General features: G+C 58.7%; 20 protein-coding genes and 1 pseudogene. 5 read left to right on the top strand and 16 right to left on the bottom strand.

Going from position 1 to position 25,586, the window contains the following annotated elements:
• Positions 1-35: 35 nt before the first annotated feature.
• Positions 36-623: a hypothetical protein gene (locus J3P88_RS00985; protein WP_434573532.1), complete on the top strand. Its 588-nt coding sequence runs from the start codon at positions 36-38 to the stop codon at positions 621-623.
• A 9-nt stretch (positions 624-632) separates the two neighbouring features.
• On the top strand, positions 633-1,313 hold the full coding sequence (locus tag J3P88_RS00980) for a hypothetical protein (RefSeq protein WP_346343471.1): 681 nt from the start codon (positions 633-635) through the stop codon (positions 1,311-1,313).
• Between the two features lie 334 nt (positions 1,314-1,647).
• Here J3P88_RS00980 and J3P88_RS00975 read toward each other — a convergent pair whose 3' ends face one another.
• From J3P88_RS00975 to tssA, 16 genes and pseudogenes are all read right to left on the bottom strand, one after another.
• Positions 1,648-2,580 (bottom strand): serine/threonine-protein kinase, encoded by a 933-nt coding sequence (locus J3P88_RS00975; RefSeq protein WP_434573530.1) that lies wholly within the window; start codon positions 2,578-2,580, stop codon positions 1,648-1,650.
• Positions 2,577-3,302, bottom strand: a complete 726-nt coding sequence (locus J3P88_RS00970; protein WP_434576657.1) for a PP2C family protein-serine/threonine phosphatase — start codon at positions 3,300-3,302, stop codon at positions 2,577-2,579. The genes J3P88_RS00975 and J3P88_RS00970 overlap by 4 nt, the downstream gene beginning before the upstream one ends.
• Positions 3,302-6,769, bottom strand: coding sequence for a type VI secretion system membrane subunit TssM (gene tssM, locus J3P88_RS00965; RefSeq protein ID WP_434573528.1), 3,468 nt, complete (start codon positions 6,767-6,769; stop codon positions 3,302-3,304). The genes J3P88_RS00970 and tssM overlap by 1 nt, the downstream gene beginning before the upstream one ends.
• Before the next feature lie 13 nt (positions 6,770-6,782).
• A complete protein-coding gene (gene icmH, locus J3P88_RS00960; protein WP_434573526.1) occupies positions 6,783-7,646 on the bottom strand; it encodes a type IVB secretion system protein IcmH/DotU in 864 nt (287 codons plus the stop codon).
• Between the two features lie 5 nt (positions 7,647-7,651).
• Complete coding sequence (gene tssK / locus J3P88_RS00955) at positions 7,652-8,983, bottom strand: type VI secretion system baseplate subunit TssK (RefSeq protein ID WP_434573524.1); 1,332 nt, start codon at positions 8,981-8,983, stop codon at positions 7,652-7,654.
• Positions 8,980-9,483: a type VI secretion system lipoprotein TssJ gene (gene tssJ, locus J3P88_RS00950; protein WP_186709544.1), complete on the bottom strand. Its 504-nt coding sequence runs from the start codon at positions 9,481-9,483 to the stop codon at positions 8,980-8,982. The genes tssK and tssJ overlap by 4 nt, the downstream gene beginning before the upstream one ends.
• A 59-nt stretch (positions 9,484-9,542) precedes the next feature.
• Positions 9,543-10,334: pseudogene (gene tagH, locus J3P88_RS00945) on the bottom strand (type VI secretion system-associated FHA domain protein TagH); the annotation flags it as partial.
• A 20-nt stretch (positions 10,335-10,354) separates the two neighbouring features.
• Positions 10,355-10,495, bottom strand: coding sequence for a type VI secretion protein (locus J3P88_RS00940; protein WP_186709547.1), 141 nt, complete (start codon positions 10,493-10,495; stop codon positions 10,355-10,357).
• A 61-nt stretch (positions 10,496-10,556) separates the two neighbouring features.
• A complete protein-coding gene (locus tag J3P88_RS00935) occupies positions 10,557-12,068 on the bottom strand; it encodes a sigma 54-interacting transcriptional regulator (RefSeq protein ID WP_434576656.1) in 1,512 nt (503 codons plus the stop codon).
• Between the two features lie 10 nt (positions 12,069-12,078).
• Complete coding sequence (gene tssH / locus J3P88_RS00930) at positions 12,079-14,664, bottom strand: type VI secretion system ATPase TssH (RefSeq protein WP_434573521.1); 2,586 nt, start codon at positions 14,662-14,664, stop codon at positions 12,079-12,081.
• 11 nt (positions 14,665-14,675) lie between these two features.
• Complete coding sequence (gene tssG, locus J3P88_RS00925) at positions 14,676-15,680, bottom strand: type VI secretion system baseplate subunit TssG (RefSeq protein WP_434573519.1); 1,005 nt, start codon at positions 15,678-15,680, stop codon at positions 14,676-14,678.
• Positions 15,644-17,431 carry a type VI secretion system baseplate subunit TssF gene (tssF, locus tag J3P88_RS00920; protein ID WP_434573517.1) on the bottom strand — a complete coding sequence of 596 codons (1,788 nt, stop codon included), beginning with the start codon at positions 17,429-17,431 and terminating at the stop codon, positions 15,644-15,646. Before tssF ends, tssG begins: the two co-directional genes overlap by 37 nt.
• 6 nt (positions 17,432-17,437) lie before the next feature.
• On the bottom strand, positions 17,438-17,848 hold the full coding sequence (gene tssE / locus J3P88_RS00915) for a type VI secretion system baseplate subunit TssE (RefSeq protein WP_186709569.1): 411 nt from the start codon (positions 17,846-17,848) through the stop codon (positions 17,438-17,440).
• Positions 17,849-17,854: 6 nt separating this feature from the next.
• Positions 17,855-19,330: a type VI secretion system contractile sheath large subunit gene (gene tssC, locus J3P88_RS00910; RefSeq protein ID WP_186709576.1), complete on the bottom strand. Its 1,476-nt coding sequence runs from the start codon at positions 19,328-19,330 to the stop codon at positions 17,855-17,857.
• 26 nt (positions 19,331-19,356) lie between these two features.
• On the bottom strand, positions 19,357-19,860 hold the full coding sequence (gene tssB / locus J3P88_RS00905) for a type VI secretion system contractile sheath small subunit (protein ID WP_434573514.1): 504 nt from the start codon (positions 19,858-19,860) through the stop codon (positions 19,357-19,359).
• Between the two features lie 35 nt (positions 19,861-19,895).
• Positions 19,896-21,452: a type VI secretion system protein TssA gene (gene tssA, locus J3P88_RS00900; protein WP_434573512.1), complete on the bottom strand. Its 1,557-nt coding sequence runs from the start codon at positions 21,450-21,452 to the stop codon at positions 19,896-19,898.
• A 445-nt stretch (positions 21,453-21,897) separates the two neighbouring features.
• Between tssA and J3P88_RS00895 the strand changes: the two genes are divergently transcribed.
• From J3P88_RS00895 to J3P88_RS00885, 3 genes are read left to right on the top strand one after another with little or no spacing between them, the layout of a single operon-like run.
• Positions 21,898-23,961: a type VI secretion system tip protein VgrG gene (locus tag J3P88_RS00895; RefSeq protein WP_434573510.1), complete on the top strand. Its 2,064-nt coding sequence runs from the start codon at positions 21,898-21,900 to the stop codon at positions 23,959-23,961.
• On the top strand, positions 23,958-24,812 hold the full coding sequence (locus tag J3P88_RS00890; protein ID WP_434573508.1) for a DUF4123 domain-containing protein: 855 nt from the start codon (positions 23,958-23,960) through the stop codon (positions 24,810-24,812). Before J3P88_RS00895 ends, J3P88_RS00890 begins: the two co-directional genes overlap by 4 nt.
• Positions 24,809-25,579 (top strand): hypothetical protein, encoded by a 771-nt coding sequence (locus J3P88_RS00885; protein WP_434573506.1) that lies wholly within the window; start codon positions 24,809-24,811, stop codon positions 25,577-25,579. Before J3P88_RS00890 ends, J3P88_RS00885 begins: the two co-directional genes overlap by 4 nt.
• Positions 25,580-25,586: the final 7 nt, after the last annotated feature.

The following is a 25,586-nucleotide window of genomic DNA, read 5'->3' as shown; positions in this document are numbered from 1 at the left end:
GAGCATCATCAATATATTCGGAATGGAGTGAACCCATGGCCAAGCGCATCACCTTGAAGGAAGGCGATCTAGTCAGCCTCAAACTGCGAGACGATTTATACACCTTGGGTCAAATGACCAAGCATTCAGTCATGCGTTTTTACGACGTGAAAAGCGAGGACGGCACCTGGCCCGACCTCGTACTGGATAACAGCATGATTTTATTCAGCGGCTTCGTAGGAAAAGTGGTTACCCAACGGCTGGCGGTGGAAAAACTAACCTGCACAACCTCCTTGACCCTGTCAGACCATGAACGTTATTGGCTCAGGCCACACGTCAACTTTGAAGGTGGTTTCCCGTTTCGTGGCGCCGACCTGATCGATATCGGCACAGATTGCGCTGCCGATTACAGCTTGGTGCCCGCACTGAAAGAAGATCTGAAGCTTTCGAAAAACCGCCACGTCATTGAGAAATACGAGCTCACCAATATGTGGGGAGATGAAGACTTGAGCGACAGGTTGTGCCGCTATTTCGATACTGGCGTTAACCGCGACGATCTGAAGTTCGAAGTCTTCCCAGGGCTTTGGACGGACCGTGAGAGCCTAAGGCCGTTAACCCGCCGCTTACCTGTGCCGCTTAGATAGACCGGCGGCGTGAGCGTCAAAATCATGATCTTAAAAGAAATTTACCTATACCCCGACCTGGGCGAATTCAGCGACGACATTATTCATCCGTTTCGCGACCAAAGCCGATCGATCTGCAATTTTCTTGAGCGCCACCTGAGTGCAGAAAAATTCGAAACGCCCAACTTCAAGAAAATCTGCTTTGTCGGCACCCGCCAAACCGTCAACGAGCCCTATGTAAACTCCAGCGGCGCGCTCATCGTCAATGTCAGCCTGGATACCGAACAGTATAAAAAATGCACATCGGTCAACGAGCTCAATGAGTTCTTTATACAACGGTTGTTGGAAGGCCTGGAAACATGCCGCCCGCACATAGCCTTGCCGCTTGATCTGCTGAAAAACGCAATGGATGAGTTCCGCCGCAACCACTATAAAAACGAGTGGACCTTCAAGCAGAAAAAAATAAAAGGGTCGGACTATGTCTGCGCCCTGGAGTGCCAGTTAACCATCGACTGCTTCCTCATGAACCTCAAGGTCTTGAGGAAAGACACACCGGTACTCGACAAAGAAATCCTGCGAACCGCGCCCGACGAAATAGCGTTCGGTCCGTACCTCAAAGACCTGAAGGAGGAAGGCGGCAGAATAAAAGTCATCGACAAGTCGGGCGTGGCCTTCTACACCACAACGGTGTCTAGCCTGGACAAGCTTTGACAGCCATCCAAGGAGCGACGTGCCGTTGGCCGACGAGCGCTGCAGCGCATCGATCACGGCCCCCATTACAAACGGGTGAAATGCCGATGCGCGAACGCCACAGGATTTGATCCGAAACGCAAATCCCGTGGCGAGGGAGCTTGCTCCCGCTGGGTGGCGTAGCCGCCCCAAAACAGGCCGGCGCATTCCTACAGACACACCGCATCAGCCGGTTTACGACGGCTGCGCCGCCGAGCGGGAGCAAGCTCCCTCGCCACGGGGACCGAGTGTCATTTAAGACCTGGTGCGTACCGTGCTGCCGCCTTCGCGAGCAAGCTCGCACACAGGGAGAATGTCACCACCAGGACGACACTCCACCCAAGGCATCACGCAATCGAGCCGAACTAATACGACGCTGCCCTGGATCAAACGCCAACGCCATTCGCAGCGCCGGCCAGCAATGCCTGGGCAGGTTGCGCGGTGCCTTGAGTGAACGATCCAGCCGGGCATCGCGAGCCTGAGTGGCGGGTAAGCGCCGGAACGGGTGTTTGCCGCTCGCCAGTTCATACAACACGCAAGCCACGCCATAGACATCGGCACTCGCTGATAGGGGCGCACCTTCAAGCAGTTCAGGCGCCGCGTAACCTGGGGTCCAAGCGTTGAGGCGTTCACGGTTGAGGTTCGGCAGGTGCTGCGAAGGACCCTCCTCGGCCAGGCCCAAGCCGAAATCGAACAGGCGCAGGCCTTCTTCACTCAATAGGATGTTGCTGGGCTTCATATCGCCGTGCAGTACACCACGTCCATGGGCATATGCCAGGGCATCGAGCAGCGGCACGGCGATCGCCTTCAGTTCGGGCCAAGGCAGCCCCAGGGGGCGTTCGCACAGCAATTGGTCCAGGGTCAGCCCGCGCATCAACTCCATGGTGATGAAAGCCCGCCGTTGGGCGGCATCCACTTCGAAGGTGTAGGGACGCAAGATATTTGGGTGGTGCAATCGCCGCATCAGGGCGAACTCGCTGTAGAGCAGCGCACTCGCATCGGCTGATTCGTCGAATGCTCCACTGAGCATTTTCAACGCAAGGTACGGATCGGGGTCGGCATATTGTTCATGCAATAAATCCCGCGCGCGGTAAACAACACCCATGCCGCCCGCCCCCAGCAAGCGTTCGAGGCGATAGCGTCCCGCGAGTAGGTCCGGCGCTTCGCTGAGGCAACGCTGACCGGATGCCACAGCGGACACCGGGTTGGCAAAGGCGAAATACGTAGGATGGCCACCCTCTTCATTCACGCTCGGATCACTACGGCGGTCAGGTTATCCCGCGCCGGGCCACGCAAGACGACATCGAAAAGCTGCTCCAGGACCTTACATGGCGAAGCCAGGCTCAAGGCGTTGCCAAGGGCCATTGCACCAAAGCCCTGATACAGGCCGTCGCTGCACAGCAGGAACGTATCGCCCGGGTGAACATCCAGTTCCAACACCTCCAACTTCAGTTCTGGCGCGGCGCCCACTGCGCGAGTCAACGCTTTGGCCGCAGGGTGAGCACCGGCCTCATCGCGGCTGATGTGTTGCGTGTCCATCAGTTGCTGTTGCAATGAATGATCCTTGGTCAATTGGTACAACCGTCGACCGCGCCACAGGTAACAACGGCTATCGCCCGCCCAAATGCACACGCCGCGGTTCCCTTCCAGCAACAGCACCACCACCGTGCTGCCAGTAATGCCGGGATGATCGTCGGTGACGGTAAGTTCCTGGCTCAGCCGCCGATTGGTCCAGCGCAGGCATTGACGCACCGCCTTGGAACGTTGATCCAAGTCCCGGCAGACTGGCAGTTCCGTCAGGTTGGCCACGATCAACTGGCTGGCGATGTCACCGCCCGAGTGGCCGCCCATACCGTCAGCGACAGCCCACATTCCCCATTGTGAGCTGTCGAGAAAGGCATCCTCATTACGTGCCCGGGTCTTGCCGGGATGCGTACGCGCGGCGCTGCGCCAGGGGCCTGATGGCGGAATCAAAGCTGCGCCGGCAGACGGAATGTGCGCAGCACGCTCATGTCGAAAGGGTTCGGTGTGCGCTGGCTCGTCAGCAAATAATTGGCACGCAGGCCACCCAAGTCCGCCTTCAACACGCGTACATCGCGCCCGGTCAGGTATTCGCTCTGCATCAGGTCGAACAAACGAAACAGTGACCACGGCCCGGTATTTTTTTCTATGCCGATGCCGCGTCCGACCATTTTGTCCAACACCAAGGCTGTTCGACCATCCTGCGCGTCACTTGGCCAGGTAAACGCCATCGGCAGGATCGGACCGTGGCGGTATTCAAGCGTCTGGTCGCCAAAGCGGAATTCAGCACGGCTCACCGCTGGATCCAACGTGTACGGTTCAAGCTTGAACTGCACTCGCGGTTCGTTCGGGTTGTCGGCGAAAAAGCTCCGGCGGATGGTCTGCGCGGTCGCCATCTGATCCAGGTAGAGCCGGGACATCGGCAAGCTCTGGCCGTCGATGCTGCGCAGGCGATAGTTTCCTTCGGGGCCGCTGATGAAGGGCTGCATGTAGTGGTTGAAGAATCGATCGACGATGCCCTGGTCCTTGAAAAATACCCGGAAGTCGTTGAGCGCAACGTCGCTGGCACTGTGGGCGCTGAACGGGTACCGCTTGTTGATCGCCTTGCCATAAAAGCTGTACAGCTCGCTCTGATACCGCTGGTTCAGGTAACGATAAGCGTCGTTGAGGACCAAACGCCAACTGTCCTCGGCCAGTACGTTGAACCACCCATTGACCGGTCGCGGCAGGCGAGCAGAGGCACTGCGCAGCTTGCTCAACCCATCGCGCTGGCCATCCATGCGGTGCCTGGCCAGTTCGAACGCGGCTTGTTCCGGCGCACTGGCCCGGGCCAGGCTCGCCAATTGCACTTGCACCTCATCGAGGGCACGCAAGGCCTGGACCAGATCAGCCGTGGGCCCACCCTCCTCATCCAATAGGCGATGCAGCGGTTCGAAACGCCGTCGCAAGGATTTTTGCGCAGTGTCCGGCAGATGTTCGGTCAGGGACGCAGCGGCTTTCCCCGCCACGGCGGCAAGTTTCTTATCGGCTGCTCCTTGCTTCCCCGCCGCTGGCGGCAGGTCGTCGAATGCCTCGGCAACAGTCTGGAAGCGGGTGTTTTCGCGCACCTGTACCAGCAGCCGCAAAATCGGCGAATGAGCCGAGGTCAGGCCCGCAAGTTGCTCGGCGCCCTCGCCCGCATTGCTGATGGCCTGGAGGGCGACCTGGCCGACCGCCTCGCTCCAGTGGTCGGCATAATCACGAAAATACAGCTGCTCCAGCTCGACCATCAGGCGCCGCATGTCCATAGCACTAAGACGCTCACTCTCTCCCAGCACCCAGTTGTCCCGCAGCAGTTCGGTGACGAGGGTCGCACCTCGAACCGAGAAGTAGCGTTCATAACCTTGTCGGGTATAGATACCGGGAATCTCATGGTCAGTGCCGACCAGCAGCGCCCCTTGTGACCCCAGGTGTGGGTTGAGTCGATATGGCGGCAGATGACTGGCCTGTTCATGCAGCATCCTGTACACGACGGCAGCCAAGGACTCACGGCGAAGGGCCTCCCGGGCCTGGGTCACCAGTGGCTCGTTGAGCACCTGAATGAAGGGCAGCTCCAACAGGCGCGCAAAGTGAGCATTCAAACGCTCTTGCAGCGCCATGTTGCCGGGGTAACGAAGCGATCCGTCTTTGGCCACCCGATTCTTGAGCCAGGCGACATCGCGACGCTCCTTCAAGCCCAGCATCAAGTACGCGCGCAGGCTATCGAGCAGTTGCCCGCGATCATCCCGGTTGTTGCGGACATGTTCCTCCAACCTCTGCGCGATCTTTGGCAGCAGTTGCGCCTGCAATTCACGCTCGTATGCGTCGTTGACCACAGCCTTGGTCGCTTCACCCTGATACAGGCCGACACGCTCATGCAACGGCACCGCATTGTAGGGTGGGAAAACCCGAGTGGCCTCGAAGCGGATATCCAATGATTCGAGCATCGCGGTCCAATCATCGGTGCTCACTGGGGTCGATTGTTGCTGAACCCAGCGCTGCGCCAGCGTACGCAGGCTGTCCAAGCGCTCGTGATTGGTTGAAAAACCGCTCGCCCACAACAGCCCGCACAGGCCAACGACCGTCAGCGCCCCCAGGTACAACGCCCGCTGCCCCCAATGGATACGACGGCGTTCGCGCTGAACGAGGTCGCTCAGATCAGCTTCCGGAAAAATCACCCGACTGAGCAGGTGATGAATGAACCGCGAGCGCCGACCAGTAAGGCTGGCACCCACGCCCGCGTTGCCAGGTTCGGAGGTCAGGGCCGCCGAGCGGTCCGGCGACGATGCGCAGGTCAGATAGAAACCACGCAACGTCCCGACATTGCCGCTGAATGCCTGCTCGGCCAGTAGGCTCAGGCTGGTGCCGAGTTGTCCAAGTTGGTGGGGGAAATCAAGCATGCGACTACGGCGCAACGTATCGCGCTCCTGATGCATGCGCATGATCATTTGGCTGTTGAGCCGATGCAGCAGTGCCTCGAACTCAGCACGTAACACGGTGATGTCACTGCCGCGTGAGTCCCGGCTGAAACTCGCGCCCAGTACCTGGTCGTTTTCCTCGCGAGTCAGTGAATCAAAGAACTCGTTAAAACCGGGCACGCTGTCCGCTTTGCTCAGGATCAGGTAAATCGGGACATCGATGCGCAGTCGCCGTTGCAGTTCCTGCAGGCGACCACGAATCTGGCGGGCCAGTGTAGTAACTTCATCCTCGCTGCCCAGTAACAGGACCTCGGACGGCACGGTCACCAGCACACCACCCAACGGGCGACTGCGGCGATGCTTGCGCAACAGTTCGAGCAATACAGTCCAGCCGCTGCCGTCAAGTTCGCTGTCCGGTTGGGTCAGGTAGCGTCCGGCGGTATCGACCAGCACGGCGGGCTCGGCAAAATACCAATCGCAATGCCGAGTACCGGATCCGTTGCTGACCGCGCTTCGCGTTAGCCTATTGAACGAAAAATCCAGACCCGAGCACTCCAGCAGATGGGTTTTACCGCTGCCAGGCGGGCCTATCAGCAGATACCAGGGCAGATCGCCGTGGCCGGAATAAAGGTTCGAGGACCTTAACGTGGTTAAGGCCTGCTTGAAGCGCGAGCGCACTTCGCGCCGCTCATCATCAATCCTGGCCTGATGCAGGGTTCGAGCCTGATCGGGGGCGTTTTGTTGGGAATTCGCGCTTGAACCGGCTCGCCCGTTGACGAAAACCATGCCAAGGCCCCAGCCCAGCGCAAGCACGGTGACAGTCAGCAGTCGCGCCGTCGGGCTCGCCCAGAACTTGTAGTCATTGACGGCCAGAAGTGGCCCGGCGAACCACACCAACAGCGCGACACCAAGCACCAGCAGCAGCGTCCAAACCCAGGTCTGGCGCACCCAGGCACTGATTTTCCTGAAAAGCGATTTCATGACACGTCCCTGTTTACGGCAGCGGCTGAGCGGCGACCGGTTCTGACAGTTGATAAGGTTGCAATACGCTTTTGCGTTGCTCGTCCAATACCCAGGCGAAACTTGCGTACATCACCCCCAGGCAGGCCAGCGTGAAAGCCGCGACCATCCAAGTCGGGACAATGCGCATCGGACGGCGCCGCGCGCCGCCGAAGCCCTCCCAGTGAGGTGACAGTTCACGTGGGGTGTCGCCGCAGGTCTGGCGAATCAACCGATACAGGGCGTCACGCAGGCTTTCGAGTTCGAGCATCCCGCGGGTCTGAATCCGGTATTTGCCTTCGAAGCCCAGGGATAGGCACAAGTACAACAACTCCAGCATGGGCAAGTGCTTGAGGGGGTTCTTCGATAAGCGCTCAAGCAATTGAAAGACTTTCTCGCCACCAAAGGTTTCGTTGTGGAAGGTGCTGAGCAAACTTATCTGTGACCAACCGCCCCCGTGGCCCCACGGCGTGGTGACAATCGCCTCATCAATCGCGGTGCACAACACGTAACGCGCGGCGATCAACTGACTGCTTTCAACACCGCCCTGCAAGGCACAGGCTTCGAACTGTTCCAGGCTCCGCTTCAGTTCCCCTTTAAGGGCGTGCAGGTCCTCGCGTTCGCGACCGTGCTTGAGCTGAACCATGTGCGACAGCAATCCGGACGCCGCCGCGACCAGCGGATTGAGGCTGACCGTGAACGTCTGGGGCTGCGGCAGGTGCGCGGCGTAGATCATTCGCTCTTGCAACTGTTCGAAACGCGGCGGCGGGGCTGCGTCAGTCAAAGGCACTGAAGCAGGGCGTTGTCCATGTTGGTCGAGCAGGACCGTTGTTTCATCCTGAAGATGTTCCTTATCCATTTGGTTCAGTTCCTGATGGCCCAGAAATTCAATTCAAGCTCGGCGAAATCACCGCTGACATGGAACGCAAAACCTGCGGAGCGCTTCAGTTGCGCCAGGTCTTCGGCGTTGGGTTCGAGAATGAAATAGGTTTTGTTGGCATGGAACGCGATCTGCCGCGGGGCCACGGGCAAAGGCCTGATCTTGATGCCGGGCAGATGCAGGTTGACCAATTGGCGGATGTGCTCCACCGAACCGACCTTGAGGTGCGCCGGCAATCGATGGCGCAGCTCTTCGCTGTCACAGTGGGCACTTGCCGCCAGCACGAATGAAGCGGTGTCCAGCAACGACAGGTCCTGCAGCGGCGAGACGATGATTCCGTATTGGCGCGGCTGCAGCGGCAGTTCAATAGCGTGTTGCTCGAGCACCATCGACAAGACCTGGCGAATCGCTTGCATCAGGCTTCGAAAACATGCGCCTTGGTCGCTGTGCTGGTAGCGGTTGCTAAGCGTTGGACGCTTGCTGTCACTGGAGAACGTTGCCAAGTCACCCAGCAGGGCCAGTAGCGTTCGGTACAGCGTTTCGGGGTGCACCTGCTCCAGATCCAGGTCATGACGCAGCAACAGTTCATTGCGGTTGATCAGTTGCAACATCATGAAATCGCCGACTTGCGCACCACCGGCCTTGCCATTGGAGCGGATCCGCTCAGCCAGGGTGTCGCCTCGATGGGCAAGCATGCCGATGATCTCCTTGAGACACGACAGCAAGTAGTGGGAAGCGCGAGCCTGGATGAAGGTCGGTACAAAGTTCGGATCGAGCCTGATCACCCCATCGGCCGTGGTATCGAGCACTTCACAGAGCTTGAGCTTCACGAACGCATGATCACTCTGCTGCTCGCCCAACAGCAGGCGCAAGTCCGGACGACCGCAACTGATTTGGCTCCCTCCGGCCTCTCCGGCATTGGAGTCGTTCACCTGCGCGTCGTAGACGGTGTAGCGTGCCAACACGTCTGACTGCTCTGGACGACGGGACTCGATGTGATTGCCGGTCACCAATGGCAGCGCAAGGTAAATCGGGGTATTGCGGGTATTGGACGGTACTTCCAAGGCCAGCGGCTCGGCGTTGCCACCCAGTTCGAACAGACTGCCATCCGGCAGGACCCCGCTGGCCTGGCTGACCACCAGTTGCCCCATGTTGAGGAATTGCAGATCGATCTCAAGCGCCAGGAAGCCCCAGGCGTAGCTGGCCAGCAACCGGGTGCGAACCTTCAATTGGTGGTCGAAGTAGCGATCGTTGTGTTGCAAATGTTGGGGGCGCAACAGCATGCCTTCCTGCCAGATGACCTTGTCGTGATTCATCGGTCAGCCACCTTGGCCAGTCGCTCAAGCGTGTTGGCGATTCCCTCCTGGTCGAGGGTCAAGCTTGCTTCGGTCAACTGCGCCGCAGCCACTGGCAGCGTATAGCGCCAACGGGCGTGTGGCAGGTCACGGTACGCCGCGAGCAGGCCGACGTAACGGCCATCCCCGGTGATACCGAGCCTGAGCTCGACGGTTTCGCCCGGACGTAGCTCCAACTCCTCGCTGGCAACCAGATCAGGGGCCAGTGTTTCCCTCGGACGCTCATAGAGGCTGAAGAAATCGGCATTCTCAAAAGCCACCGGATGCTTGAGTTCGAACAACCGCACCACCACCGGCGATGGCCGGCCATTGAGATCAGGGTTGAGTCGGTCATTGGCCGTCAGGGTGAGGCTGAGCTTGGTCATCGTCGAAAAGGGCGACAGCGTGGTGCAACCGGCCAGCAGCAGAGTCGTGGCGAGCGCAGTCAAAATCTTGGGTAGGTGCATCGTGCAGTGCAGCATGGACATCATCCGTGGTGGTCGATTTGCAGGCTGGCAATCAAGCGAACCTGTTCTTCATAGGTCTGGGCCAGGCGCAGTTCGCTTTTCAGCCCCGAGTGAATACGCAGGCTCTGTTGCAAGCCCTGAATGCTTTGCTTGAGCAGCAGCGCGGCGTTGATCGCCAGGGCTTCGCGGGCCTTGCCGTCCAGGCTTTCGAGATCCATGCCCAAGGCCGTACCGAAGCGCTGCCAAAAGCCGTCGTGGGGGTGGCCAATAGTTTCGGTGGGCGGGATGGGGGCAGGCCCTGGTTCGACTGGCGCTCCCACCAGCTCCGGCAAGAGCAGGCTTTCCATATCGATACGCGCATAATCCGGCCGCCCAAGGGCGTCCGGCGGGACGGTCGCAGGATTTATCAGCTCATCGATGTCCAGCAAGGCCCGGTCCTGCTGATCCAACGCCTTCAACGGATCGAGCTCCAGAAAGGCGTCATCGGGAATGAGGCTGTCGATCGGCCTCGGGCGGCTCGCTTCGGCAGGCTTGTCCGCCGGCCCGGAGACCAGCCGTGCGAGGATCTCGAAATCGCCCATGATGTAGGCATTCCCATCCAGTATGGGTACCGACTCGCCCCTGGGCAGGCGCACGCCGCTTTCGCGATGGGTCGTACCATTACCACTGGTGTCGGTCAGGAAAAACGCGCCGTCACGAAAGCTGACCTGCGCGTGACGCTTGGACAACAGGCGCTCGCGGTCAGGAATGAGCCAGTGGCAGCCCTCGCCCCGCCCGATCACGCCGCCGGTCGGCCCGAAGGTCTTCCGGCACAGCCGTGACGGGACGAACTGGCTGGCGTTGAGCATTTCAAGAACAAGTTCCATCTATCAAAAGCTCCTTGGCATCACTTGCCGCGATTGACTGCCTGCGGATCACCCAGAGGGCGATAACCACTGTCGTTGAATTTGTAATTGGCGTTACAACCGCCCAGGGCCAATGACACGAGAATCGCCGACAGGACGGCTCGCCAGGGAAAGACAGGCATCAAGAAGTCTCCAGAATGAAAGGATCGGGCTGGAACGGTTACCCATAGCGCGAAAGAAGGGTCAATCATTGAAATCACCGCGCTGGACGTTCAGACGCGCGAGGCGATAGATCAAGGTGCGCAGCGGCAGGCCGAGCTCGCGGGCGGCGCGGGTCTTGTTGCCCGAGTTCTCGCGCAAGCAATCGATCAGCAAACCACGTTCGATCTGCTCCATCCGCTCACGCAGGTTGATGCGGCCGCGCTCGGAAGGGGTCTCGATGTGCAATGCAAAGTGCTCGATGAGCAGTTCGTCGCCTTCGCACAGGAGCACAGCCCTTTCCACGACGCTCTTGAGTTCCCGGACGTTCCCCGGGAAGCCGTAGGCCGACAGGTGATCGAGCGCCGCGTCTGACCAACACACCGGATCACGCTGCAGCAGCGTGCAAGCCTTATCGGCAAAATGCCGCGCCAGTTCGATGATGTCACCGTCGCGATGACGCAACGCCGGTAGCTGGATCGGAAACTGTGCGAGACGGTAATACAGGTCTTCGCGGAACTTGCCCTCATCCATCAATCGCTTAAGGTCGCGATGAGTCGCGGCAACAATGCGTACGTCGACGTGATGGGTGTCGTTGGACCCCAAAGGACGAATTTCGCCCTCCTGCAACACTCGCAGTAACTTGGCTTGCAGGGACAACGGCATATCGCCAATTTCGTCCAGCAACAGCGTGCCGCCGTTGGCCACGTCGAACAGCCCGGCACGGTCTCGATCGGCACCGGTGAACGCCCCTCTGCGATAGCCGAAAAGCTCACTCTCCAGCAAATTCTCGGGGACCGCCGCACAGTTCTGCACGATAAATGCCTTGGATCGACGCGGGCCGTGGTTATGGAGGGCCCGGGCCACCACCTCCTTGCCGGTGCCGGTTTCGCCCCGCAGCAAGACGGTATAGGGGCTGTGCAGTACCTTACTGATCAGTGAGCAGGTCTTGCGCATGGCCACGCTCCTGCCGATCAGGCCGTAGCTGATGCCGCTCGGCAGGCTTGAAGTAACAGGTGTCTCGGCCGGACGGTGCAGACGCTGCAGCAGATGCATCTGGCCAAGGGCGAAGGCCCCCAGATGCCCCAGGGACTCAGCGACGCCATGCAAGTCGAGATGCTGAGCACTGGCACACAACAACAAGCCACCGACGCTACCCTGCGGGTCGACCAGGGGAACACAAAGCAGTGACTGCCAAGGTGTGGCCCGGGCTGGCAGAAAGCGGGTTTCGTGAACGCTGTCGCTCAACGACCCGAGGTACACCACACGGTTCTGGCCCAGGGAGAATTGCAGCAATTGTTCAGCCTGGTAATCGGAAGGCAGGCTTTGCGGGTCACGAAAATGCAACTGGCCTTCCAGGCATTCGGTGTTCATTTTCAGGCGTGTACCGGTGGTGTCGAGCAGGTATAACTGCACCAGCTCACAACCGCTGAGCCGAGACACACCCTGGATGAAATTCCCCACCAACGCCTCACCTTCCGTCAAAAGCGAGAGGTTGGAGAACTGCGCCAAGAGCGCTTCGGCATAGTCCAGTGGCTGCGAGAGTTTCTTGAACAGAGCGCCCACTTCAGGAGAACTCGCACGCGACACTGGCTTCACCCTTGAGCACCGCGCGTACATGCCGTAGCGGTTCGCCGCCGGCCATGGCCGCGAGCAAGCGGTCGGCAACCAGCGGCATCAGGTGCTGGTCGAGCAATTGACCAATCAGCCGCGCTCCACGGTCATTGCGACTGCAGCGCTCGACCAGGTGGCTCACGAGGTGCTCGCAATAACTGAAGCCCAACTGACGTCGACGCAATCGCTGGCCCAGGCGGTCGAGTTTGATTTCCACCAGTTCACGCAGCACAGGCCCGCTGACCGGGTAATACGGCACCACGCGCATGCGGGCCAGCAACGCTGGCTTGAAATGGTCGCTGAGGATCGGGCGAATGGACTCCTCAAGGCGCTCGGCACTTGGTCGTGCGCCGTTTTCGCACAGCTCGTCGATACACTCACTGCCCAGGTTCGATGTCATCAGAATCAGGGTGTTGCGAAAATCGATCTCCCGCCCTTCCCCATCATTGGCCAGGCCTTTGTCGAAGATCTGGTAGAACAGGTTCAACACATCCGGGTCGGCTTTTTCGACTTCGTCGAGCAGCACCACGCTATAGGTTTTTTGCCGCACAGCTTCGGTGAGCATGCCGCCTTCGCCAAAACCGACGTAGCCCGGCGGCGCTCCGATCAGTCGGGAAACGGTATGTTTCTCCTGGAACTCGGTCATGTTGATCGTTGTGAGGAAACGCTCACCGCCATAGAGCAGGTCGGCCAAGGCATGTGCTGTTTCAGTCTTGCCGACGCCACTTGGGCCCACCAACAAAAATACGCCTACCGGGGCGTCGGGTTCGTTCAAGCCTGCGGCGGCGGCGCGCATCGCGCGATCAAGCGCCTGTATGGCCGGTTCCTGGCCACGAATACGAGCACGCAGGTCTGTGGCGAAACTGGCCACCTTCAGATTGTGCTCGCGCGCCAGTTGCGCCAGCGGTACACCGGTCCAGGCATGGATCACTTCGGCGACCAGTCGTGGGCAAACTTCAAAGCTGACCAGGCGCTCCTGGGTTTGTGCGGCCACCAGCGAGTCGTGTGTTTCATGCACGGCCGCTTCCAGCGCCTCGATACCGTGGGCTTGATCCACCGCGCTTTCCCGTGCCCTGGCCAATTGCTGACGTAGCGACAGCAAACGTTCCGCGAGGATACGTTGCTCGGTCCATTGGAATTCCAGCGTGTGACTCTCGTCCTCGATGGCTGCCAGACGTACCTCCAGCGCCTCCAGAGCCTGAAGATCAACCGGCAGGCCAGCCTCTGCGTCGCGACGCAGCGCCTGGCGTTGGCGCGCGCCTTCGGCCAACTCGCCACGTAGTCGCTCCAGGCTTTGTGGGGCCGCGGCCAAGCTGATCCGCACGCGAGCGCAGGCGGTGTCGAGCACATCCACCGCCTTGTCCGGCAACTGACGACCGGCCAGGTAGCGGGCCGACAATTGCGCTGCCGTGACCACCGCGTCATCGCGCAGGTAGACGCCATGACTGTTTTCGTAGACCCGGGCCAGGCCACGCAGGATGGTCACTGCCTCGCTGACGGTCGGCTCGTGCAATTGCACCGCTTGGAAACGACGGGCCAGGGCCGGGTCTTTCTCAAAGTATTTTTTATACTCGGCCCAGGTGGTCGCCGCGATGGTACGCAGCTCGCCCCGGGCCAAGGCAGGCTTGAGCAGGTTGGCCGCATCGGTGCCCCCGGCGTTGTTACCCGCGCCGATCAAGGTATGGGCCTCGTCGATGAACAGGATGATGGATTTTGGCGAAGCCTTGACCTCGTCGATCACCCCCTTGAGACGACGCTCGAATTCTCCCTTGATGCTGGCCCCAGCCTGCAGCAGCCCCATATCCAGTGAAAGCAATTCAACGCCTTGAAGCACCGACGGAACCTCCCCGGCGGCGATGCGCAACGCCAGCCCCTCGACGATGGCGGTCTTGCCCACCCCCGCCTCACCGACGACGATTGGATTGTTTTTGCGGCGACGAACGAGGATATCGATCATCTGCCTGATTTCGCCGTCGCGGCAAAGCACCGGGTCAAGTTGGCTTTCGCGGGCCTGTCGGGTCAGGTCATGGGTAAAGCGCGACAGCAGGGAGCCGTGCGTCGTGATGGGCTGGCCGGCAACCGGTTGAGCCTGTTGCGACAAGGCGAACCCTTTCAGGCGATCAACGTTCAACCGGTTAAGCAGCGCCAAATAAGCACTCCCGGCGTAGCGAAGCGGGTTGCGCAGCAACGCCAGGAGCAACGCTGCTTGTCCGACGTCGCTGCGGCCGAGTTCGAGATTGGCCACCAGCAGCGCATCCTGCAACCACTGCACCAGTTCCGGAGCGAATACCGGGTTGCGCGAAGCGCTGTGCCCTATCCGCGGTTGCAGGGCCGCGTTCAACTCGCCTGCACTGACCTGGGCGTCCTGCAAGGCGCGCGCGAGCAGACCCTGGGGACGCTCCAGCAGACTCAGCATCAAGTCTTCCACCAGGATCTTGTCCGCGGCACGGGCCACGCAATGCTCGGCCGAACGCTCCAGGTCACGCCTGGTTTCAGCGTCCAATGCCTGGATCAGTTGCTGAAGGTCTACATTGATCATGTCATCCATTCCTAATGAATTTTACTGCCAAGGGTCACCACGCCATCAGCGCGCTCATGCCCCAGCCAACTGGTCCATCCCAGGCGGCAAGTGTTCTGTTCACCGATACACAGCTCACGAATTGCCTGCTGGCGCAGGACCAGGCGAATGTCATATTCGAGGGGATCACGCAGGGTGAATTGCACCAGCGAACACAGCGGCTGGTAACCGTTTCCAATGGGCAGAAATTCGTGGAAGCGCTGCCAGTCCAGCTCGCTGATATGGATCCGAAACTTGCCGCTGCGGTCGCGCACTCGCTCGCCGAACACCAGGTCCTGACCGAGCAGGCTGTTGGCGCTCCCCAGGCGATTAAGCTGTTCGTCAAGGATGTCCACATGCCGCTCGACGCACTGTTCGAGGTTCAGTTCGGCGTGCTTGAAGTAATAACGCAGTACGGCCTCGATCAGCGCCGCTGAATGGGCACGCAGGCTCAGCAAGCCCAGGTACGGCAGCAGACGTTTCCAGTTCAGTTGGCTGGCCTTGCGAATCTCTTCGCCCCCTAAACCGATCAGTGCGTACAACTGTTCGGAAAACGGATCTCGGGCGCCGCTCTGAAAACTTGCGCAGTAACGATACTTGCGCCAGATCGGCAGCATCAGCCGTTGGAGACGATGGTGAAAGACGTCCAGAAAGTCGCGTGTTGGATTGCCGTTTTCCTCTCCTACTGCCTGCTCACCGTAGAACGCCGGCAACGGCGAACCCGCACCCACCAAGCTGATCAGGTTCAAGCGCAGACGCGCCCGCACCTGGCCGTGCTCTTCAAAAAACTCCACACGATCAATGTCGCTGGACGGGAATCCCAGGCTTGGGTTGGCCTGAAACTCCAATCGGTCATACAGCGCTTTATCGTCCAAACCAGGATGAGCCTCGCCCAGCCGATCAATGACCAGCAACACGGCCTGGAATAACGAGTACTCGCGTATCCCTTGCGTCAGCACGTTTATAGAAGCGGCTGTTGGCCCATGCGGGGTGTCCATTGGTACACCTCTCCTTGTGTGCTGTTCACCCGCAACTCGTGGTACGAATTGAGGCTGGCATACAACGCGAAAAACTCGTTGAGGACCGAAGCGAAGACGAACAGGTCGCCCTCGCCGATGTAACCCAGTGAATCGATGGTCAGTTCAGTGCGCAGGCCACGCACCGGCAAGCCCCGGTGCAAGCGGTCGACCGCCTGGTGCCGGATTGACTTGAGTCCATTGAGCAAACGCTTGCTGACTTTCTCTGCCTGTTCGTCGTGGTAACGCGGAAAATCGTAGGTTTCGAGAATCACCTTGAGCGCATTGACGTCGGCCAGGGACAGATAGTTGAGTGACATATTGCTGATCAACTTCCAGAGGAAGTCGCGGTTGAGTGGCGGCGCGAAACTTGGCGTGACCGGACCGATGTTGCGGAAACTCAGCCCCTCGGGGCTTTTTTCGCTGGGTTGATCGATGTCCCCGGGCTTGAGCTGGCGCGGCAGGTTCCGGTTGGTGCACATCAATTCGATCGACAGGGTTTCATGAGGGTGAGCGTGCCGGACACCAAAGCCCAGGCAGGTGTCCAGACCGTCGTGCATCAAGGAAGACCGCTGGCGAACGCTGTAATAGGGGCGGCTGTGGGGCACATCGAAGCTTGAATCGTGCTCGAAGGATTCGAACGGCACATAGGCCTGATAACCCAGGCCTCCGGGACTCCAGCCAGTGACGCTTTCGACCGAAAACACACCGCAGTGCTCCTGGTCGTAATCAGCCGGCAACAGCAGGTACTCATCTTGTTTGCTGTCCAGGCGGATCGGGTGGGCGTCATGCTTGAACAGATTGACGATCGGCGTGCAGTACAGCTTTATGTTATCCAGCGTCGGGCGCATTCGCTGGATACTACTTTTGCCAATATCGAAGCGCAGCTCCAGGCCTCGCATCTGCTCGATGTTGCCATGCGGCAAGGTGTTGATCAGGTCCAGGCCATTGATGTCGACGAACAGGAACTTGTCCTGGAAAGCGAAATATTCTTGCAGGTAGCGATAGCCACGAAAGGTATTCAGCGGGTACGGGACCAGCGCTTCCTCCTCGGCAAACCCGACCGGCTGTACACGGTCAGCGGGGAGCCTGAACGTCGTCGGGCTGCCATCTGCCGTCCGTAGGGCCGCGCCGGTGCCGTCCAACGGGATCAGCTCGATACCTTCAAGATTACGCAGCAGGCTTAGATAAAGCATCTGGCTGATGTAGCGTTCGCCAGTCAAATGCAGGCGTAAGCGGCTCAGTTGTAGCTCGCCCAAATGACCGTCGCAACGCATCTGAAGATGCAAGCTCAACAGCGACCCCTCCCCTTTTACCGAATAACTCAGCTGGGTCAGATCAAGCGCGAGGACGTCGGTGGGGTAACAGGTAAGGAAACGACAACTCACCTTCTGGACCGGCTTGCTTTCGACCGGGGTATCGCGCTCGACCCGAAACGCGGGCCCAGATCGCTGCAGCGGATCGAACTGCAAAATGCCGAAGGCCGGCAATGGCCGCATGTAGTTCGGCCACAACAGTTGCATCAGCGAATGACTCAGCTCCGGCAACTGGTCGTCTAGCTTCTGGCGCAGCCGTCCGGTCAGGAATGCAAACCCCTCCAGTAGCCGCTCTACATCCGGGTCCCGTCCGGCCTGCCCGAGAAAGGGCGCCAATGCCGGGTTGCGCTCGGCGAAACATCGACCCAACTGGCGGAGCGCCGTCAGTTCGCTCTGGTAGTAATGATTGAACGACATCAGTGGCTATCCTTGTCTGACCTTGACCTGACCGCTGCCGTCCAGGCGCGCGGAAAAGCTGACCTGTCGCCTGACCCCGTCCACATCCAGTAACGCGTCGATGCGCAAGGACAGGCGAAGTTGATCGGCGTTGCTCGGCATTAAAACGACACAGACATCGCGCAAACGTGGTTCGTAGGCCTTGATGAAGGTCTCGATTGCCCTGCGGGCTTGGCTCCCCACGTCGTGCAGGCTAAAGCGCATGTCATTGAGGTCCGGCAGTCCATAATCCGCGAGTGTCTGCACGCTACCTGCCCGCGTACTGAGCATCTTGGCCAGATGCGCAGCAACGGATGTGACAACGCAAACCTCGCGGCTCAAACCCCTGCGCTTTTCAGAATCATCAGCCAGTCGTTCGAAAAGACTGCCGTAAGTCATGGGTGCTTACGCCTTGTCCAGTTTGCCGACCAGTGACAGCGTGAAATCGGCGCCCATGTATTTAAAGTGCGGCCTTACGTTGAGGCCGACGCGGTACCAGCCCGGTTCACCTTCCACGTCACTGACTACAATCTTCGCGGCACGCAGCGGACGACGGCCACGGACTTCGGCACTTGGGTTCTCCTGGTCGGCCACGTACTGGCGGATCCAGTTATTGAGCTCACGCTCCAGGTCCGTGCGTTCTTTCCAGGACCCCAATTGCTCGCGCTGCAGAACTTTCAAATAATGAGCCAGGCGATTGACGATCATCATGTAAGGCAACTGGGTGCCGAGCTTGTAGTTCAGCTCTGCATGCTTGTCCTCGGCGCTGTTACCGAAGAACTTTGATTTCTGCACGGAGCTGGCGGAGAAGAACGCGGCATTGTCACTGCCTTTGCGCATGGTCAGGGAGATGAAGCCCTCCTCGGCCAATTCGTATTCGCGGCGATCGGACACCAGTACTTCGGTCGGGATCTTGGTTTCGATTTCGCCCATGCTTTCGAAGTGGTGCAATGGCAGATCTTCGACCGCGCCACCACTTTGTGGGCCGACGATATTCGGGCACCAGCGGAATTTAGCGAAGCTGTCGGTCAGCCTCGTGCCGAATGCGTACGCCGTGTTGCCCCACAGGTAGTGCTCGTGGCTGTTGGCAACGGTTTCCTTGTAGACGAACGACTTGGCCGGGTTCTCTTGCGGATCGTATGGGTTGCGCAATAGGAAGCGCGGGACGGTCAGGCCGAAATAACGAGCGTCTTCCGATTGACGAAAGCTCTGCCACTTGGCGAATTGCGGGCCTTCGAAATGATCTTTCAGGTCCTTGAGGTCCGGCAGTCCCGTGAAACTCTCCAGGCCAAAGAATTTCGGACCGGCCGCAGCAATGAATGGCGCATGGGACATGCAGGCGACACTGGACACGTACTGCATCAATTTCACGTCCGGCGAGCTTGGGGACATGAAGTAGTTGGCGATGACCGCGCCCACCGGTTGCCCACCGAACTGGCCGTACTCAGCGGTGTAGATATGCTTGTACAGGCCCGACTGCATGACCTCAGGCGAATCCTCGAAGTCGTCCAGCAAATCGTCCTTGGACACATTGAGCATTTCTATCTTGATGTTTTCGCGGAAGTCGGTGCGGTCCACCAGCAACTGCAAACCGCGCCACGCCGATTCCAACGCCTGGAATTGCGGGTGGTGGAGGATTTCGTCCACCTGGCGACTGAGCTTGGCGTCGATCTCGGCGATCATTCGGTCAACCATGGCCTTCTTGACCGGCTCGCCGCTGTTTTGTGGCTTGAGCAGCTCTTCGATGAACGCGGACACACCGCGCCTGGCAATGTCGTAGGCTTCATCGTCCGGAGTCAGACGCGTCTGGGCGATGATGCTTTCAAGAATGCTGTAGTCCGCGTTGTCCTGGCTCTGCTGCTGTACTGCATGGGTACTCATGTTTCGGCTTCCTTGGCTGAAAGAAATCAAGCGCTCTTCGCTGTGGTGTCCAGGCCCAGCTCATCCAGTACGCGGCGGCGGGAGTCGTCATTGGCGAGTACGCCTTCGATGGCTTTACGAAATGCCGGCGTGTTGCCCAACGGCCCTTTGAGTGCCACCAGCGCCTCGCGCAGCGCCATCAGCTTGCTGAGTTCCGGTACTTGCTCGACCAGGCTCGCCGGATTGAAGTCCTTCATCGAGTTCAAGCGCAGCTGTACAGGCAGCTCCTCAACGCCGCTCTCTGCCTGGAGACGATTCGGTACGCTCAGGGTCAGGCTCAGCTCTTGCTTGGCCAACACTTCGTCGAAGGTAATTTTGTCGATGCCGATCGGCTTGCGATCCTCGACCTTGCGTTCATCCAAGCGGTGGGTGTAATCACCGATCGCCAACAGTTTCAACGGCAGTTCAATGTCTTCCTGAGCACCGCCGGTGGCAGGCTTGAAGGTAACGTTGATACGTTCCTTAGGGGCGACCGAGCCTTCTTTGGCCATGATTTTCTCCTTCTTTCAATTTGGGACCCGGAGGCCTATTCAATGACCCGTTCCAGATCGAGGTGACATAACCTGCGATGGGTCTCTTCCTTGCATTCACGTACAGAGTGGTTTTGTGGCAACAACTCGCAGCAGCTATGCAACAGGTGCAGCACCTGCAGCTCCAAGAGCGGCTCCCAGGCATTCAGGCCTGCGTTTCGTAGCGTCTGATCGAGGGCCTCCAACTGGACCTTGGCGAGTTCGTATTTCCTGGCCGAAAAGCACACACGAGCCAACGCGAAGTGCCAAAGAAATCGCGCGCGCGCTCCATTGGCGCTTTGCATGCCTTGCCTGAGCAACTTAACGGCGGGTTTGAGACCGTCGTTGCGCAGGATCGCCTCGGCCTCCTCCAGCGCCCCTTCCCAAGGCGCAAGGTTGTCGGGGACATCGGCCGTGGGTGCCGCGCCGGGACTCTGCAGGTGAGGCTTGACTTGGGCAGCGATCCAACCCCGGGTGGCCGGATCGGCGAACGGCGTACCGTCATGCCAGCGCAATTCGATAATCCCCGGCAGGCGCTGGATGAATAACGCAAAATGGACTTCCACTTCCCGCATGGCCAACTCGGCGTTCAACCCTTGCAGGCATTCCCAGGCAAGCCTCTGGCCATCGAACCAGAACGGTGCCGTCGCCAGGCTCGCCTCGATCTCCACAAGCAGGTCTGCGTAATCACCCTGCTGGAAACGATCTTGGTAAACCTTGAGTTTGTCCGCTGGCAGGCCGCGCAGCTGGGTGACCTGCTCGGCATTGCGCTCGGGCAATACATCGATGGCCAGCCAGAGCATGGTGCGATTCAGGCGCAGGGCACGAGCGTCAGTCGCTTTTTGTTTGAGCCACCACGCGCATAACGGACGCGCACCCTCCTGCTGGGCGCGCAGCGCTTTGTGGGCTTCTTTTTCGTTTTCGATCGGAGTGCCGGATGCGAGCAGCTGGGTGGCAACCTGCTTTACCTGAGCCACAACCGTTCCAATGGCGCCAGGCTGCGGCCGGTTTCCGGTGGCTCGCTGGATCATACTGTCGAGGCGCCGACACAGCGGCAGCAGCAGAGGTGCGTCGTCACCCAATTGGGCGGTGCAAGCAGCGTCGAGGCTCTCCATTTGTTCCGCGAGATGGCGAAACATCGGCAACTGCTCCTTGATTGCAATGTCATCGCCGAACGCTTGTTCCAGGCGAGGCAACAGCCAATTGATGCTGGCGGCACGGGTTCGATTCTTGAGCGGGTGGATGTCCAGCCAATGGTGCTTGCATAAGTTCTGCAAAAGACCGAGACCCGCTAGCAGCCCTTGAAACGACTCTCGCTGATACAGCGCCCAAACCAGCCAAGCCACCACACGTAGATCCTTCGACTGGGTCCGCAACAGCACTTCGCTTCCCTCAAGGACCTTCAACCAGTCGACCTGACCACTTGCGTGCATCGACTGGGCTTTGCCCACCTCGCTTTCCAAGACTTCGTATTCATTTGAAAAACGCACGTCCGCACCCGCAAAACTGTCCTTGGAAACGGGAGTCTTGGCGAGCATCAAATAATGGACGGACAGATTTTCGGAATACGACATTTACCCCCCTGAAAGTTCGGTGTGTGGCGTGGGTTATTTGGACGGCATGGTTATTCAAGGTAAATATTCAGCTTCGTTTGTAGGAGATTTCGCCAAATACAATCCCAGCCGCCTCGCCCCAAACGCTCACCGCTCTCTTACCTGCCGAACGCCGCGAAGAATGCCAAGGTTTTCAGAATAAAAAAGTAGGAGCTTTCCTTTTTTTAAAGAAACAAAACCAAATGGAGCCCAAGTGAAAACTTCCCACGTCAAGCCAGTATTGGAAATGATGGAATTTACCTTTCAAAAAATGACAAACCGCTTCAAATTATTTCTGTCGCAATCTCTTTTACCCATGAAGAAAATTCCTACATCCCTTTCTTTTTTTACCGGTGCCTACGCGATCATCCGTCAGGACTGCTTCAATGGAATCAGGAGCTAAAGCCACAACCCAAGGACGTTCGCCATGTTACCCACCTTTGATCTGTCCAACTTCCGCCTCACGATCCGTGACCTCACGCACGACTTCCAAGTCCTGGCCTTCGAAGGTTCCGAAGCCATCAGCACCCCCTATTCATTCGACATTGAACTTGTCAGCGAACGAAGGGATATAAACCTGGAACATTTATTAAACAAACAGGCCTTTTTAGCATTTGATAAACAGGGAAGCGGTGTTCACGGGGTGATTTATCGTGCTGCGCAAGGCGATTCAGGTAAAAGGCTGACTTATTACACAATAAGATTAGCGCCACGCCTGGCTTACTTGGAGCACCGCATCAATCAGCGAATTTTCCAACAGGCCAGTGTGCCGCACATCATCACGTTGATTCTCAAGGAACACGGCATTCTCACCGATGCCCATCGCTTCCAGTTAAGTGCGAGTTATTTGCCTCGTGACTACTGTGTGCAGTATCACGAATCCGACTTGCACTTCATCGAGCGCCTGTGTCACGAAGAAGGCCTGCATTATCACTTCCAGTACAGTGAATCGGACCATCACCTGGTATTTGGTGATAACCAGACCGTATTCCCTCGGCTTGAGCAGCGCACTGTTTATAAACACGGCAGCGGCATGGTTGACGACGAGCCGGTCATCCATCGATTTGGCCTGCGACTGGAGACCCGGACCAGCCGCGTCACGCGCCGTGATTACGATTTCGAGAAGGCGACATTCCTGTTGGAGAGCAGCTGTCAGCCTAGCGTCGAAAACGTTCAACCAGACCTGGAAGCCTATGACTATCCGGGCGACTTTACCCAGCAGAAACGCGGCAGATTATTGAGCCAGAGAGCCCTGGAACGCCATCGCGTCGACTACCGCCAGGCCGAAGGAAAGAGTGATCAGCCAGCATTGAGGACGGGGCACTTCCTGACATTGAGTGAGCACCCTCGCCAGGAATGGAATGATCTATGGCTCCTGACCGAAGTGCATCACGAAGGCAAACAGCCGCAAGTGCTGGAGGAAATCACTTCCAGTAACGCTGGCGAGGCTGGAGATCGCTTCAATCAGGGCTACCGCAATCGCTTCGTTGCCACGCCTTGGGACGCGATCTTCCGTTCGCAGCGGGTCTATAAGAAACCACGTATATCGGGCAGTCAGACCGCAATCGTCACCGGCCCCCAGGGCGAAGATATCCACTGCGACCGGTATGGCCGGGTCAAGGTCAGGTTCTTTTGGGATCGTGCGGGACAGGTCGACGACGGCAGCAGTTGTTGGTTGCGAGTGGCCTCCAACTGGGCGGGTGACAGCTACGGGGGCGCCACGATCCCGCGGGTGGGCATGGAGGTATTGGTGGCCTTCATGGAGGGCGATCCCGACAAGCCGTTGATCATCGGATGCCTGACCAATAGCGCCAATGCCTCGCCCTACCCGTTGCCTGCGCACAAGACCCGTACTGTGTTTCGCTCTCGCAGCTCACCGGACGGCAAGGGCTTCAACGAGCTGCATCTGGAAGATCGCGCAGGTCAGGAACTGATCTATTTGCGAGCTCAGCGTGACATGGAACAAAAAATCGAAAACGACAGCCGATTGGAGATTGGCAACGAGCGACGGGAAACCATCAAGGGCAACAGCATCACTGTCCTGCACGCCGAAGAGCATCGGACCACGGCCGCCGACCGCACGGTCCAGGTCGAAGGCAATGACTACCTGCGCGTCGCCAACCGCCACACCCATGTCGATCAGACACTGGCCGTCGAGGCCGGGCAGCAAATTCATATCAAGGCAGGCGCTCATGTGGTCCTTGAAGCAGGCGCAACCCTCAGTTTGAAAGCCGGGGGCCAGCACATCGTGATCGATCACAGTGGTATCTACAGCAGCAGTGAAATACAACTCGGCGGCGCCCCCATGGCCGGCGCCACTGCCTCATCATTCAGACCCGGTTTGACCGATCCCTTGGCGGCTCCAGCCCCAGTATTCGCTCCCACTCAACGCGCGCTGATAACAGCCAGCAAAGCAGCGGGATTGGACTTTTGTCCGATCTGCGAGGCCTGCCGCGAGGGTCTCTGCCTAATGGAAGTCGCCGCCGCATGACTCGCTCACTCCCCCATCAATGGTTGATCGAACAGCAACGCCTCGGCCACGCCCTGTGCCTCGTCCTGGACTCAGAACATGAGCACCCCACGCGCCAGACATTGCTCAAGAACAGTCGTCCTGACCAATACTTGAGCGTGTACGGCCAAACGCTGGTTGCTGACCTCGCTGACGCCGGCCCCTTTGTCTTCACCTTCGATAGGCCCGGCGACGAACACATCAATGAACTGCTCGACCGACCGGACAGCCACTGGGGATGGTTTGCCAGCCTTCCCAAAGGGGAGCTGCCTACACTGGTGGAGCACTGGCGGGAACGGCTGATCATCGGAGAGCGCCCCCATCAGGCGTTGTACCGCTTCCATGACAACCGTGTACTGTCCCGGGCGCTCAAGCACCTGTCCGTTGAAGACTATCCGGCCTACCTCGGACCAGCGATCAGTGTCTGCTATTGGCAGGGCAATCACTGGTCAAGCACGCATAACCCGGCGCCAGGAACCTATCCGGTGCCTGATTCGCCTCTTTGGCTGCAGGTGCCCGTTACCCCGCAGCAAGCGATGCAGGTTCGGCTCGTCAATGCCCGTCGCTTCCTGTTGGCCGAGCATGTCCAGGCCTTCGCAACACTGGCCGAGCAACAAAACCCGGAGGCGTGGTTGCGTGCCACGCTCGATCAGGCCGAGGCCTGGCAGTGGCAGGCGCCCGAGCAGTTGGAGTTTTTATTGACCCAGCGCCTGCAAGCACCCGCCCAGGCGCTGGCGCCGTATTGGCAAGTACGTTCAGCTGAAAGCCCCGACGAGCATTTTGAACGGGTGCGCCTGATGGCAGGGTTTTGGCAGGGAGATACGCCGGCATGAAACAGGCTTTGTGCATTGCAAGTTTGAGCGGCCTGGCGATGACGGCAGGTTGTGCCAACACACAGCCGAACACGTTTACTTTTACGGCAGATTTACCGCGTGACTTTGCCTACCAGGCAGCGGTGTACTACGTGCCCGCCCCAAGCGAAACCTGCACCGTCGAGACCCGGTATAACAAAGCGCCGGTATTCAACAGGGAGTGGCGTAAGGCATACAAACCCGACTCCGAAATCGTTATTCGCCGAACCCGTATGGGTTGCCCGCTGGTGATCAGCCGCATTGAGCTCGAAATCAACTCCGCCTATGGCAAGGATTGGAGCGATATCAGTCAAGACTCAGCCAACGTCGTGATTCGCGATGAGCTGGAAACACAATACAAAGGCACGTTCAGCGAAGCGGGTGAAAGCACTTTTTACGGCCAATGCCAATGGTTGTTCCGCACCTCAGGCAAGCCCCGCATTCTAAGAAAAATCCTCGACTGCAAAAAAACCAACCCACAAGGCGAGCTTGGGCGTGGACGTCCTTTCTCGGCGTACACCCTTGATCAGCTACCGGGTAAAACCGTGAGGATGAAGATCAAGTTGGCGGACGAAGAAAGACCCGCCATTGGAGACACGTGGGTGAAGGTGCCTGACGGTTGGAAACGCTGCATGGGCAAACACTTTGAGGACCAATACGCATTTTGTTACGGCAATTACAAGGACTTCAGCGGCTTTCAAATGCCCGACGGACAGAAATGCACTATTTACCCCGGTTGTACGGAATAAGGAAATC

This window comes from Pseudomonas sp. Z3-6 (assembly GCF_051131985.1).
Classification (GTDB): domain Bacteria; phylum Pseudomonadota; class Gammaproteobacteria; order Pseudomonadales; family Pseudomonadaceae; genus Aquipseudomonas; species Aquipseudomonas zanjanensis.
This window is presented reverse-complemented; position numbering and strand designations above follow the sequence as displayed.

What these genes read in the sequence shown, in the direction of transcription:
- J3P88_RS00985 (WP_434573532.1), top strand. Translation starts at nt 36, where the DNA reads ATGGCCAAGCGCATCACCTTGAAGGAAGGCGATCTAGTCAGCCTCAAA.
- tssM (WP_434573528.1), bottom strand. Translation starts at nt 6,769, where the DNA reads ATGAAATCGCTTTTCAGGAAAATCAGTGCCTGGGTGCGCCAGACCTGG.
- icmH (WP_434573526.1), bottom strand. Translation starts at nt 7,646, where the DNA reads ATGGATAAGGAACATCTTCAGGATGAAACAACGGTCCTGCTCGACCAA.
- tssK (WP_434573524.1), bottom strand. Translation starts at nt 8,983, where the DNA reads ATGAATCACGACAAGGTCATCTGGCAGGAAGGCATGCTGTTGCGCCCC.
- tssJ (WP_186709544.1), bottom strand. Translation starts at nt 9,483, where the DNA reads ATGCTGCACTGCACGATGCACCTACCCAAGATTTTGACTGCGCTCGCC.
- J3P88_RS00940 (WP_186709547.1), bottom strand. Translation starts at nt 10,495, where the DNA reads ATGCCTGTCTTTCCCTGGCGAGCCGTCCTGTCGGCGATTCTCGTGTCA.
- tssH (WP_434573521.1), bottom strand. Translation starts at nt 14,664, where the DNA reads ATGATCAATGTAGACCTTCAGCAACTGATCCAGGCATTGGACGCTGAA.
- tssG (WP_434573519.1), bottom strand. Translation starts at nt 15,680, where the DNA reads ATGGACACCCCGCATGGGCCAACAGCCGCTTCTATAAACGTGCTGACG.
- tssF (WP_434573517.1), bottom strand. Translation starts at nt 17,431, where the DNA reads ATGTCGTTCAATCATTACTACCAGAGCGAACTGACGGCGCTCCGCCAG.
- tssE (WP_186709569.1), bottom strand. Translation starts at nt 17,848, where the DNA reads ATGACTTACGGCAGTCTTTTCGAACGACTGGCTGATGATTCTGAAAAG.
- tssC (WP_186709576.1), bottom strand. Translation starts at nt 19,330, where the DNA reads ATGAGTACCCATGCAGTACAGCAGCAGAGCCAGGACAACGCGGACTAC.
- tssB (WP_434573514.1), bottom strand. Translation starts at nt 19,860, where the DNA reads ATGGCCAAAGAAGGCTCGGTCGCCCCTAAGGAACGTATCAACGTTACC.
- tssA (WP_434573512.1), bottom strand. Translation starts at nt 21,452, where the DNA reads ATGTCGTATTCCGAAAATCTGTCCGTCCATTATTTGATGCTCGCCAAG.
- J3P88_RS00895 (WP_434573510.1), top strand. Translation starts at nt 21,898, where the DNA reads ATGTTACCCACCTTTGATCTGTCCAACTTCCGCCTCACGATCCGTGAC.
- J3P88_RS00890 (WP_434573508.1), top strand. Translation starts at nt 23,958, where the DNA reads ATGACTCGCTCACTCCCCCATCAATGGTTGATCGAACAGCAACGCCTC.
- J3P88_RS00885 (WP_434573506.1), top strand. Translation starts at nt 24,809, where the DNA reads ATGAAACAGGCTTTGTGCATTGCAAGTTTGAGCGGCCTGGCGATGACG.